Below are 12102 nucleotides of genomic sequence, written 5' to 3'. Positions count from 1 at the left end.
GGGGGAGAACCAGGTGTTCGCAGCTACAGGCCAGGATATTGCTGCGAACACCCGGGTCGTCGATCAATAATTGAAATAACTAGCTGTTTCTGCTGCGTTTTTTCCAGAAACATGACCCGTGCAAAACGCAGCGGTGATGTTGAAACCACCTGTATAACCATTGATATCCAGCAATTCACCGGCAAAATACAAGCCATTGATTTTCTTACTTTCCATGGTCTTAGGGTTGATTTCTTTCAGATGGACCCCGCCGCCCGTCACGAAGGACTTTTCTAATGGGAACGTGCGGACAATGGTGATTGAAAAGCCTTTGATCAAGGAAGCGAGCGCCGTCAACTGTTCCGGTGAGGCTTTTTCAGCAACCAGCTCATGCAAGTCTAGCTGCTGCAAAAAGAAGGTCATCAAGCGCTCAGGCAAAAAGCCAGCTAAAGCATTCGGCAATTGTTTCTTCGAAGCCGCAGACTGAATTAATTCTTGGGTCAAGGCTTCCTGGGCTTTCGTCGGCAGACAATCCAGAACAACCGTCACTGGTTGCTGCTTTTTCAATTCTTGGTTCACAAAAGAGGAACAGCGCAAAGCAGCTGGACCAGATAACCCAAAGTGGGTAAACAAAAGATCCATGGTATGGGCGACGATGGGCTTTCCTTTTTGATCCAAGACGCTCAAGGTGATGTCTTGTAAGGAAATGCCCTGCAAGGTCCGTTCTTGAATAAAAGATTCTTCTGAAACAAGCGGCGATTCGGTTGGATAAAGCGGCGTAATGGTATGCCCGACTTTTTTCGCCATCTTATAGCCGTCCCCCGTCGCGCCCGTGGAAGGATAGGTGCGGCCACCCGTCGTCAAAATCACGCTTGGGGCAGAGAACTCATCGGTTTCGGTTCGTACGCCGCGTATTTGGCTGCCATCATGGATCAGCTTGGTTACGACCGTATTCGTCAACAGGGTGACGTGATGATCGTTGATTGCTTGAAGCAGCGCTTCGACGATGGTTTTTGATTTGTTCGTCACAGGGAACATCCGTCCGTGGTCTTCTTCTTTTAAGACGACACCTAAGTCTGCGAAAAACGCCATTACATCATAGTTATTGAATTGGGAAAACGTACTATACAAAAACTTGCCGTTTCCTGGAATATGAGCAACTAAATCATCTACCGGCCGATTATTGGTTACATTGCAGCGTCCGCCGCCAGTCATCAATAGTTTCTTGCCGATTTTTTTGTTTTTTTCGATTAATAAGACCCTAGCACCTTGTTTGGCAGCGGTGATCGCAGCCATCATACCGCTCGTACCTGCACCAACAACGATGACATCATAGGTTTTTTCCATTCTTCTCACCTCTTTGGGATTGTAACACATCGCCTATGACTGCTGAAAGGAGAGGGCGATTTTTTTCGAATGATAAAAAATTCTGACAATTCTAAAAAAAAGCGTGCAATTTCAGAAAACTTCTTTAAAATAGAAAATATCTTAAAGGAGGTAATGCACTATGACCAAAGCTTCAGCTTACGTGAAAGAAATTCAAGCGAAGATTCACGAGAAAGACCAACACCAACCGGAATTTCTTCAAGCAATTGACGAATTTTTGCCTACGATCGTTCCCTTTTTAGAGGAGCATCCAGAATATATTGAATCAAATATCCTTGCACTCTTAACTGAACCAGAACGTTTTATCCAATTCAGAGTCCCGTGGCAAGACGATCAAGGCAACTGGCAAGTAAACCGTGGCTATCGGATTCAATTCAACTCTGCAATGGGGCCTTACAAAGGCGGCTTGCGTTTTCACCCAAGTGTAAACTTGAGTATTTTGAAGTTTTTGGCGTTTGAGCAAATCTTCAAAAACAGCTTGACGGGTCTGCCGATCGGCGGCGGCAAAGGCGGAAGTGACTTTGATCCAAAAGGCAAATCAGATGCCGAAGTGATGCGTTTTTGCCAAAGCTTTATGACGGAGCTGTCAAAACATATCGGACCTGACCTAGATGTTCCTGCTGGCGACATTGGTGTCGGAGGTCGGGAAATCGGCTATTTGTTTGGTGCCTACAAACGATTGAAACAATACGATGCCGGGATTTTAACCGGTAAGCCACTAGACTTCTGGGGCAGTAAAAACCGCACAGAAGCAACGGGTTATGGCGCTGTTTATTTCGTTAAGCATTTATTGACAGACTTAGGTGAAACATTTGAAGGCAAAAAAGCGATCGTTTCTGGAAGCGGCAATGTTGCGATCTATGCAATTGAGAAATTGCAAGAATTAGGTGCGATCCCTGTCACATGTTCTGATTCCTCTGGTTTTATTTATGACAAAGACGGCATTGATCTGGCCTTATTAAAAGAGATCAAAGAAGTGAAACGCGAACGGTTGACGGCTTACGCCAAGGAACGGCCATCAGCGGAATATCATGAAGGGGCAACTGTCTGGGATTTTGATACTCCAGCGGAATTAGCCTTTCCTTGTGCGACCCAAAACGAGATTGATCTCTCGCAAGCCAAACGTGCAAAAGCCAATGGCGTCCGGGTCGTTTCTGAAGGCGCGAATATGCCTAGCTCATTAGAAGCAGCAGAATATTTTATTGAAGAAGGAATTTTCTACTGCCCAGGAAAAGCAGCCAATGCCGGCGGCGTAGCCGTTTCTGCTTTAGAAATGAGTCAAAACTCCCAACGATTGCAATGGGAAAAAGCCGAAGTCGATGCCAAATTGGATGATATCATGAAGTCGATCTATGAAGCATGCCGTGATACAGCTGAAACCTTCGATCAAAAAAATAATTTTATGTTAGGTGCGAACGTCGCAGGCTTTGAAAAAGTTGCTAAAGCAATGTTTGCTCAAGGACTTGTCTAAAATCACCTGACAGGCTATCTATCAGGAATTACTTGAAAAAAGTTTGAAAAAAACGTAAAGTAGGTAGTGTATGAAAAACTATTTTTTCAAGGAGGACAAATCATGTCACACATCAAGTTTGACTATTCGAAAGTAGCACCATTCGTGAACGAATACGAATTGAGCTACATGCAAAGTCAAGTTACAGCAGCAGACAAACAATTACGCGAAGGAACAGGTGCTGGTAGCGACTTTTTAGGTTGGATCGACCTTCCTAAAAATTATGACAAAGATGAATTTGCGCGTATCAAAAAAGCGGCTGAAAAAATTCAATCTGATTCTGAAGTACTAGTCGTGATCGGGATCGGCGGATCTTATTTAGGAGCGAAAGCAGCGATTGATTTCTTAAATCATTCTTTCTTTAACTTGTTACCAAATGAAGAACGCAAAGCACCACAAATCTTTTTTGCCGGTAATTCGATTTCTTCAACTTACTTAGCAGATTTGATCGAAATCATTGGTGACCGTGACTTCTCTGTGAATGTGATCTCAAAATCAGGAACAACTACTGAGCCAGCGATCGCTTTCCGTGTTTTCAAAGAACGTTTGATTGAAAAATACGGCAAAGAAGAAGCCAACAAACGGATCTACGCAACAACGGATAAAGCGAAAGGTGCAGTAAAAGTTGAAGCAGATGCCGAAAACTGGGAAACCTTCGTTATTCCAGATGACGTCGGCGGCCGTTTTTCTGTATTGACTGCTGTTGGTTTATTGCCAATCGCTGCCAGCGGAGCGGATATCGATGCCTTGATGCAAGGGGCAGCGGATGCTAGCGATGCTTACGCAAGTGACGACCTTGAAAAAAATGAAGCGTATCAATATGCAGCAATGCGTAACATCCTTTATCGCAAAGGCAAAGTAACGGAATTGCTGATCAACTACGAACCAGGCATGCAATACTTTTCAGAATGGTGGAAACAATTATTCGGCGAGTCAGAAGGAAAAGACCAAAAAGGGATCTATCCTTCAAGCGCAAACTTCTCAACAGATTTGCATTCTCTTGGTCAATACATCCAAGAAGGCCGTCGCAATATCTTTGAAACTGTCGTAAAAGTTGAAAAACCACGCAAATCAATTGCGATCCCTACACAAGAAGCAGATCTTGATGGTCTTGGCTACTTAGAAGGAAAAGAAGTTGATTTTGTTAATACGAAAGCCTTTGAAGGAACGTTACTTGCCCATACAGATGGGGATGTACCTAATCTGTTAGTAAAAATTCCTACAATGGATGCGTACACGTTAGGTTACACGATGTACTTCTTTGAGATCGCTGTAGGTATCTCTGGTTACTTAAACGGGGTGAACCCATTTGACCAACCAGGGGTTGAAGCGTACAAGAAAAACATGTTCGCCTTACTTGGCAAACCAGGTTTTGAAGATCTTGCAAAAGAATTGAACGAACGTCTATAATTCGACAAAGAAACGCCTTGTGCCAGTTCTGATTGGCACAAGGCGTTGTTTTATTTTCGCGTTTGTTGTGTTACTCGATAGTTGATCCAAAAAATCAGCGGTCTTCTTTTAATCCCCAAAGCAACGCAGCAGACAATAGTCCAAAGATACAGGTTTGAATAATTGGCATTTGACTCATCTCCTTTTGATTTCCTTTAGTATAAAATGCTTTTTAAGAAGTGGCACGAACAAACCAGTGCGTTTGAACGAACGAAACTGTCATTTCTTGGTGACAAATGCGTGATAAATTGAAATAAAACGTTTTCAATTTGATGCTTTTTTGTTATTATATCTTTATGAAAGAAAACGGTTGAGGTGAGGATATGGAGAATATTACGATCGGTGAAAAATATGTCTGCCGACCTGTCGGGGCGAGCAAGCCTGTGATTGGTGTGGTGGAAAAACTATACGTACATACGGCGTTGATCGTCGTTTCAAGTTATGAAGAAGAAGATCAAGCACAAGTAGAAGCTTGTAATCGTCGGATGATCGTCAGTTTCAATAAAATTTGTACGCAAACGAACGTTGCCTAAACAACTAGCAAAAAATGCTGCTCAACGGATCACCGTGAGCAGCATTTTTTTTCGTGTGAAATCAGCCAACGCCAATCACGAAATTCAATAGTTTGTCTGAATAAGTCATGTCTTCTTCCGACAAACTCAACTCTTCATTTAAAATCCCCATTTGGTCAGTAATAATCCCGTCTACACCGTAAAAACGCATTCGGCTGATAGTATCCGCATCATTGGGGGTCCAAACGAACACTTCCTTGCCATCGGTCCGGGCAGAAGCGATGAAGTTGCGGTTGATCGTACTGTATTCCATTGTCAGAAAGTCGGCACTGGTCAGTGGCGGCCCTACGACATTGAAAGGCATGATGTATCCCGACGTCAATTCAGGCGCCTTCTCTTTTAATTCTTCAACAACTGTATAGGAGAGACTTTGCATAATATGCCCATTTGCAACTAAATCCTCTTGGTATCGGTCTAAGAAGGCATCTACGAGTGCCGCAGTATCTTTTTGTTGGGTTTTGATCTCCACCAGTAATTTTTGGTCCAACTGATTGGCAAGCGCCAAGTACTCGTCAAAAGTTGGAATACGGGCTGTCTGGTTGTTTTCTGAAACCGTCAGTGATTCGGCGTAACTCAAGGGCAATTGCTCGGGTTTTCCTTTGCCGCCTGTCAAAGGCCGGTAAGAAAAATCATGGTAGACAATAAAATGACCATCACTTGTTTGCTGGACGTCCATTTCCACGTAGTCCGGCTGATATTTCTCACTAGTAAATCGTAACGCTTCAAGGGAATTTTGGACCCCTTGTCCGTCGCTTACCCCTCGATGGGAGATCGTTACCGGATGGATCGAAGCAGCTGAGGTCAGATAGTTCATATTATACAGACTAACCCCAACACCAAAAAGTACCGTGACCAAGGTAAACAAGGAACTTTTCAGTCCTAGAAAATGTCGCTGGTTCAATGGTTCTTGGTGGAACCACGAAGGGATCTCTGGTAAAAAGCCTTCATCATCCATGAAATCAACGATGATGTAAAAAATAGCCACGGTCGATAAAATGACATTCAGTAACAAAATAAACTGCAAGAAAGTCATAATAAAAACAGCACTATACAACGCATAGTCCGGTGTAACAACTTCAATCACTGCTTGAAGGGTAATAAGCAGCGTGAAGCCCAGAGTCGTGATCAATAAGATACTACCACCGATAAAGACAAATTGACCAACGATGGCAAAAAAACGGCGTTTTGTTACTTGGAGGCTTTCTTTGATCGCTTTTCGAAAGGGCAGATCACGTAAAATCATTTCCGGTAAGGCAAAGATCACGCGAATCCCCAAGTAAATCAACAAAACATAAACCAAAAGCACTGCCCCAATGATCAAGACACGATTGGCAAAAATAAAGTCCATGATAAAGGCAGGGATTTTGATTTTTGCGAGTAAATCCGAATTAAAACTCAATCCACCGATGGGTAAAATCAGTAAGAAGTAAAAAAGGAAAAATAAAAAGGTCATCGGCCGTAATTTGCGCAATTGCAAAATAGTCATTCGTAACAATTGCCGCAAGCTGATGGGCTGCTTCTTTTTGATAAAATAGACACTCAGCAGCAAGAAAGTAAATTCAAAAAAGACGGCTAATAAGATCAAAAGCAAAATCAGGGTTAATGAGAGCAACACAATAGGGTGATCTGTAAAGATACTACCGATATTATCGAAAGAAAGGTAGGGCAAGCCGCCGCGCTTTAAGACGAACTTGGTGGAAGCCGATAATATCGGGATCACTAAGAACAACAAGGCACCGTGCATCAATAAAACATCACGGAAGTAGGCATTGCTGTCTTTCAAAAAATCCCACGTGTTGACTAAGCTGTTTTTTAAATAATTCATGGTCGTCATCCTAACAAAGTAAGTATTGTGGTTCAATTTATTCTAGAAAGGCGGTAAAAAAGAGCCGAACAGTTTTAGAAGCACATTTGCCACAGGCATAGTTCCCTGTTTGAAAAGCAGCTTCTTTACGTTCGGCTCGCTGAATTGATCGTTTTTCTTACATATGATTCTTATCCGCCTAACAAACCAGTTAAGAATGTTCCACCGTAAATCAATGCCATACTGTACAAGAAAATTGAAGCAGGTTTTGCCAACAAAATAATCAACGTAAATTTCTTCACTGTCATGTTGGTCAAGCCAGCCATTAGACAAAGGGCATCATCTGGGGCAACCGGTAGAAAGATTGCAAGGGCGAAAAGTTTTTCAAATCGGCTTTGGTTGTCTAACCAGCCGATATATTTATCGTAAGTTTTGTCACTGATCATACTTAAAATGAATGGTTTACCATATCGTCGGCCAAGCAGGAAAATAATGACAGAACCAATACTGATTCCTACATAGTTATAAACGAATCCTAGATAAGGACCGAAAATCAAGACACCTGCAGCGCTGGAGACACCACCGGGAATAATCGGGATTACTACTTGCAAGATCTGCAATAGGATAAAGACGATTGGTCCTAAGATAACGGAATTTCCAACTAGTCCTCGCAGTGCATTAATGTCTTTGAAAACACCTAGATTGATAAAATAGATGGTTAACGCGATCGATAAACCTAAGCCAATAATAGAAATCGTATTAATGATACGACGAGAAGTTGCTATGCTCACAGGACTTCATCTCCTTTATGTTTCATAATCTCACTATACGGGGTGAGACCAGAAAAATCCAGTAAAACAAATGACAAACGTCAAACAGTTTTGTAAGGTATGCCCTTATTATAAAAGAAGTCCGAAAAGAAAACATTGTACTAAAGTCTGAAATAAGAAAAATTTATAGTTTCTGCGCGCCAATAGTTTCAGGAGATTTTTTTATCTGGATGACGTTTTTTTGTGCGTTTCACTTGCCAGCGATTGACGATCTTTTCAACCACACTCGTCATCATGAACCCGCCGGCAATCGCCCCAGCGGTGATGACAACGATCATCAGATTTTCAAAACCGACAAAGTTGTCGCCCAAAGCGAATTCTCGAACGGCTTTGTAGGCAGGCCCACCCGGTACGAGGGGAACGAGGCTGGGAATGTTAAAAATGATCATGGGCATTTTTTTTCTGCGGGAAAAAAAGATGCTGACGCAACCGACGGCAAATGCGGCTAAGAAGTTGGCACTGCCTAGACCGTAGCCAATCGTTTGCAATGACCAATAGATCATCCAGCCAACCGTTCCAGCAATGCCTGTGGCAACTAAGGCTCTTTTAGGAATATTGGTCAAGATGCCGAAGGTTACAGTGCTTAAGAAGCTGAAGGAAAGGTGAATAAAAATCGTCATGAGATTCCTCCAAATAAGGTGAAGACCGTGGCAATGCCGACACCGATCGCGGCAGCAGTAAAGATGGCCTCTGTTCCCCGAGCTGTGCCACTAATGAGATGGCCTGCCAAGATATCTCGAAAGGAATTGGTGATTGCTACACCAGGAACTAAGGGCATGACGGCACCGATAATCAAATTATCGACGTTTTGTGCGATATGAAGAGAGACCGCTAAGACAGACAAAGTACCGATCAGTAAGGAGGCACAAAACATATCCAAAAAGCGAATGTCGATCAGTTTCTTGACCCAATACGCACACAAAAAGCCAAGGCAGCCAATGCCGAAGGTCGCTAGAAAGTCAAACCAAGCACCGCCAAAAATAATCATTAAGGTACTGCTGACCACGCCAGCACTAAGAACCTGTAGCCAGTAAGGAAAACTTGGTGTTGTCTGATTGACCTTTTTTAATGCCTCATGCAGTTCCGCTAAGGAAAGTTTCTTTTCCGCATAGGCGCGAGAGAGCCCATTGACGGCAACAATTTTTTCGAGATTGATGACTCGATCATGAACATTTTCTACTTGTGCATAGTGGCTACTGCGTAAGCCCATAAAAAGTCCAGTTGCTGTTACATAACTAATACTCCCTTGCTCTCCAGCGTTTGCCGCAATTCGATTCATCGTATCTTCCACGCGATACACTTCCGAGCCGTTTTCCATCATGATTTTCCCTGCTAATAAGCAGGTCTCCAATAATAGCTCTTTTGATTCAGCCATTTCCAAACCCCTTTTTCAATCGAATTTGCGTGCTACACTCCTAGTGTACAATTTCAGCGAGTTTTCAACAAGAAAGAAAAGTAGATTTGAAAAATAACTAGAACGCCATCCGTTGGATTTTTTGTGATAAATGAAAAAAGCAGAACATTTCCTATTACTAAACATTCGTTTTTAGTGAACAAAGTGAATAGAAATAAGATAACGGAAGGAGTGTTTTATTTTTAAAAAATGAATATCTCGGTTACAATTAAATAAATATAAAAAGGGGGATTTATTGATGCGAAGGAAGGTCTATACAAGAGAACACATTTTGAAGGCCGCTTATGAACTGATCAATAGAGAAGGTTTTGGCAACTTTACGGCCCGGAATATCGCTAAGCACATGGGAATTTCTACTCAACCAATTTATCTTGAGTTCGAAAATATGCAGGACTTAAAAAATACCTTGGTGGAGGCTGTTTTCAAAGATTTATCGGAAAATGTTTTTCCAGTCGTTCGAACAGGAGACAAACTTGTTGATTTAGGCCTGAATTATATACGCTTCGCGCAAGAGCAGCACAATCTCTACATCGCCCTTTTTATCGACGACTACGGCGGTGGGAAATTGATGCATGATTTTTCATCCACCTATTTCAAATCCTTGATCAAATCAGAAGAAAAATATGCAGATCTATCCGAAGATGCGATAAATGCACTACATAATGGCGCATGGATCGTTGTGACTGGTTTGGCTTCCTTAATGTCGGCGGGTATCATCACACCCACCGATGATCAGATCATCAAAATCATCAATGAGACGATCGAAGGCGTAATCGAAAAGAAAGAAAACTATATTTTCGATTAAAGAACAAAAAATCTGTATCCATTTCCATTTTGGATGCAGATTTTTCTTGACATTTTTTGTAAAACTAGCGAAAATAACTGTTATGGAGAGTTGGCAGAGTGGTAATGCAGCGGACTCGAAATCCGCCGACCCGGTTCATCCCGGCGCGCAGGTTCAAATCCTGTACTCTCCTTATGAAGAAACCAGAAGAACCCTTGACTATATAAGGAATGCTTATATATCAAGAGTTCTTGCATTTTTTTAAATATAAGAAAGTGGAAGAAAACTCAAGAAAATAGAATGATTTTGCACCAATTTTGCACGAGATTATGGATTCATGCAAATAGCTCACCCATTGTCGTGCTAACGATTTGAGACTCTTTTTGTTCCATCTCATCAAGAATATGCTGATAAATACCTAACGTAGTTTCAATTTTTTTATGTCCTAAACGTCTGGATACGTATTTTAGATTAACACCTTGATAGATAAGAATTGATGCATGTGTATGTCGAAGTCCATGAAAGTTTATCGGTTGATCTATTCCAATTTTCTTTTGATGTTTCTTCAAAGTTTTGTTTACTGCAGAGTTTGATATCAACTCCATATCGTCATTTAGGAAAACTAGGTTTTTCTTATTCTTTAGTATCCTACCAAAATAATATTCACGTTGATGTTTCTTTAATTGTTTTAAAAGGTCAAGCGTGAAGTCGTCAATAGTAATAAGGCGCATTGATTGGTAATTCTTTGTATTTGAAAAGTCTTGTTTGTATACATAGTCCCACGTTTTCTCAACCCTAACAGTTTTATCTTCAAAATCTATACAGTTCCAAGTCAATCCAAGTATCTCCGCATAACGCATTCCTGTAGCAATACCTACAAGAATCATATATCTAGATACGTAGGTTGGCTTGATACCATCAATCAAAGAATTTGTGAGTTTTTTGGTTTCATTGTAGCTTAGGAATTTATCTCTATCTGATTTATCTGAAACACCACCACGAGATGAAACCTTATAAGTAGGGTCCTTGAAAAGAATTCCTTCTTGCAGTGCATCTTGTATCGCTGCTTTCATATAGATGTGAATTTTTGAAACAGTAGAGGATCGTCGCGTTTTAGCGAATTCATTTAACTTCTGTTGATATATTTTCCTATTCAAATCTTTAAGTTTTATTCCTTTGAAATTTGCTTCCGCAAATTTTATAGACTTTTCTATATCGGCATCATTTGCTTTAGAAAACTTTCCTTTTCTATAAACTTCATACCATTCTCGAAAATAAACAGGAAACTCCTGGTCAGCATCAGAAATTCTAAATCCTTCAGTTAGTTTCTTTTCAATAGCAGCAGCAGCTAGATGCGCTTCTTTTTTTGTTGCAAATTTTCCTTTTGTTTTTGTTTTATATTTACCATCAGTATCTTTATAAGAGACACGATACTGCCATCCGTTATCTTTCTTTTGAATACTAGCCATATTGATTCAACTCCTTAGTTTTGCTACAATAGGCATGACTAAATAAGCCTTACGTTTATTTGTGTCCAGCACGTCCTCGACCGCCAAGAAGAGGGACGTGTTTTTTTACTAATCTAAATTATTAACAGCGTAATCAGCTTCTTCTTGTGTAAACTGACCTCCGTGTTCTGAAACTAATTGATCTCTAATACCTTCAGGAGACATTGACATGCTTTCTTGATAACTCTTCGCTTGTTCCAATGCATTAGCATTCCAGTCAGCTTTAATGTTATCAATAGCGTATTGTGCCTCTTCAGCAGTAAACTGACCGCCATTTTCAGAAATTAGTTGATCATAAATTCCTTGTTTAGACATATGCATTGAATCAGAATAAGATTCAGCTTGTTTCAATGCGTTAGCATTCCAGTCAGCTTGGATATTATCAATTGCATATTGGGCAGCATCAGGTTGAAATTGACCACCATACTCGGACACTAGCTGATCATAAATTCCTTGTTTGGACATGTGCATTGTATCTGAATATGATTTAGCTTGATTCAGTGCAGATTTAAATTCGCTAGAAACATTATCTTCTGGCTTAGACTCTTTTTCAACAACAGTAGATGAACTTTCTTCTTTAATTGATGAATCCGTCGACTTATCTGCGACAGAAGAGCTGTTTGAAGATTTTTCGGCAGCAGAATCATTATTACCACCAGATAAACCGTTACCCACTATTGCTATAAAGATAATAGCTAATACCCAAAACCAAACCCTTTTGTAAAATGGTTTCTTAACCTTGTACATTTTACCATCTTCGCCTCTAACTCTTTTTGCCATTTTTCTTTCCTCATTTCTTTGATATAATATATTTGTACAGTCTCAGAAATGAGCAGATCTTTTGGGAGCGGGAACTTCCAAAAGAT

Annotated in this window: 11 protein-coding genes and 1 tRNA gene; 5 read left to right on the top strand and 7 right to left on the bottom strand. The window is 41.0% G+C overall.

Features of this window, described 5'->3' with window-relative positions; all coding sequences use genetic code 11:
- Positions 1-63: 63 nt before the first annotated feature.
- Positions 64-1326: an NAD(P)/FAD-dependent oxidoreductase gene (locus IGI88_RS01940; RefSeq protein ID WP_016613916.1), complete on the bottom strand. Its 1263-nt coding sequence runs from the start codon at positions 1324-1326 to the stop codon at positions 64-66.
- Between the two features lie 160 nt (positions 1327-1486).
- On the opposite strand from IGI88_RS01940, the gene gdhA reads away from it, so the two are divergent.
- From gdhA to IGI88_RS01925, 3 genes are all read left to right on the top strand, one after another.
- Positions 1487-2836 (top strand): NADP-specific glutamate dehydrogenase, encoded by a 1350-nt coding sequence (gene gdhA, locus IGI88_RS01935; RefSeq protein WP_061053892.1) that lies wholly within the window; start codon positions 1487-1489, stop codon positions 2834-2836.
- A gap of 102 nt (positions 2837-2938) precedes the next feature.
- Positions 2939-4285 (top strand): glucose-6-phosphate isomerase, encoded by a 1347-nt coding sequence (locus tag IGI88_RS01930; protein ID WP_005229134.1) that lies wholly within the window; start codon positions 2939-2941, stop codon positions 4283-4285.
- Between the two features lie 362 nt (positions 4286-4647).
- On the top strand, positions 4648-4857 hold the full coding sequence (locus IGI88_RS01925; RefSeq protein ID WP_016619871.1) for a hypothetical protein: 210 nt from the start codon (positions 4648-4650) through the stop codon (positions 4855-4857).
- 61 nt (positions 4858-4918) lie between these two features.
- On the opposite strand, the gene IGI88_RS01920 is transcribed toward IGI88_RS01925, so the two are convergent.
- The 4 genes from IGI88_RS01920 to IGI88_RS01905 form a co-directional block, all read right to left on the bottom strand.
- Positions 4919-6721 carry a glycerophosphoryl diester phosphodiesterase membrane domain-containing protein gene (locus IGI88_RS01920; RefSeq protein WP_429960146.1) on the bottom strand — a complete coding sequence of 601 codons (1803 nt, stop codon included), beginning with the start codon at positions 6719-6721 and terminating at the stop codon, positions 4919-4921.
- Positions 6722-6891: 170 nt separating this feature from the next.
- On the bottom strand, positions 6892-7491 hold the full coding sequence (locus IGI88_RS01915; RefSeq protein WP_005229140.1) for a TVP38/TMEM64 family protein: 600 nt from the start codon (positions 7489-7491) through the stop codon (positions 6892-6894).
- A gap of 188 nt (positions 7492-7679) precedes the next feature.
- Positions 7680-8150 (bottom strand): threonine/serine exporter family protein, encoded by a 471-nt coding sequence (locus tag IGI88_RS01910; protein WP_005237187.1) that lies wholly within the window; start codon positions 8148-8150, stop codon positions 7680-7682.
- Positions 8147-8905 carry a threonine/serine exporter family protein gene (locus IGI88_RS01905; RefSeq protein WP_008377799.1) on the bottom strand — a complete coding sequence of 253 codons (759 nt, stop codon included), beginning with the start codon at positions 8903-8905 and terminating at the stop codon, positions 8147-8149. The genes IGI88_RS01910 and IGI88_RS01905 overlap by 4 nt, the downstream gene beginning before the upstream one ends.
- Before the next feature lie 277 nt (positions 8906-9182).
- Here IGI88_RS01905 and IGI88_RS01900 point away from each other — a divergent pair, with 277 nt between their 5' ends.
- Together IGI88_RS01900 and IGI88_RS01895 are read left to right on the top strand one after the other, a co-directional pair.
- On the top strand, positions 9183-9749 hold the full coding sequence (locus IGI88_RS01900; protein ID WP_005237185.1) for a TetR/AcrR family transcriptional regulator: 567 nt from the start codon (positions 9183-9185) through the stop codon (positions 9747-9749).
- 84 nt (positions 9750-9833) lie between these two features.
- Positions 9834-9921: transfer RNA gene (locus IGI88_RS01895), tRNA-Ser, on the top strand.
- Between the two features lie 142 nt (positions 9922-10063).
- Here IGI88_RS01895 and IGI88_RS01890 read toward each other — a convergent pair.
- Positions 10064-11197 (bottom strand): tyrosine-type recombinase/integrase, encoded by a 1134-nt coding sequence (locus IGI88_RS01890; RefSeq protein WP_311824776.1) that lies wholly within the window; start codon positions 11195-11197, stop codon positions 10064-10066.
- Between the two features lie 108 nt (positions 11198-11305).
- The gene (locus tag IGI88_RS01885) at positions 11306-12016 is read right to left on the bottom strand and encodes an Ltp family lipoprotein (protein WP_142972074.1); all 711 of its coding nucleotides are present in this window, start codon (positions 12014-12016) and stop codon (positions 11306-11308) included.
- Positions 12017-12102 lie beyond the last annotated feature (86 nt).

It is taken from the genome of Enterococcus sp. AZ179, from assembly GCF_050498885.1.
GTDB classification, from domain to species: Bacteria; Bacillota; Bacilli; order Lactobacillales; family Enterococcaceae; genus Enterococcus_D; species Enterococcus_D entomosocium.
The sequence above is the reverse complement of the archived record's forward strand: the minus strand, read 5'-3'. Positions and strand labels throughout refer to the sequence as shown.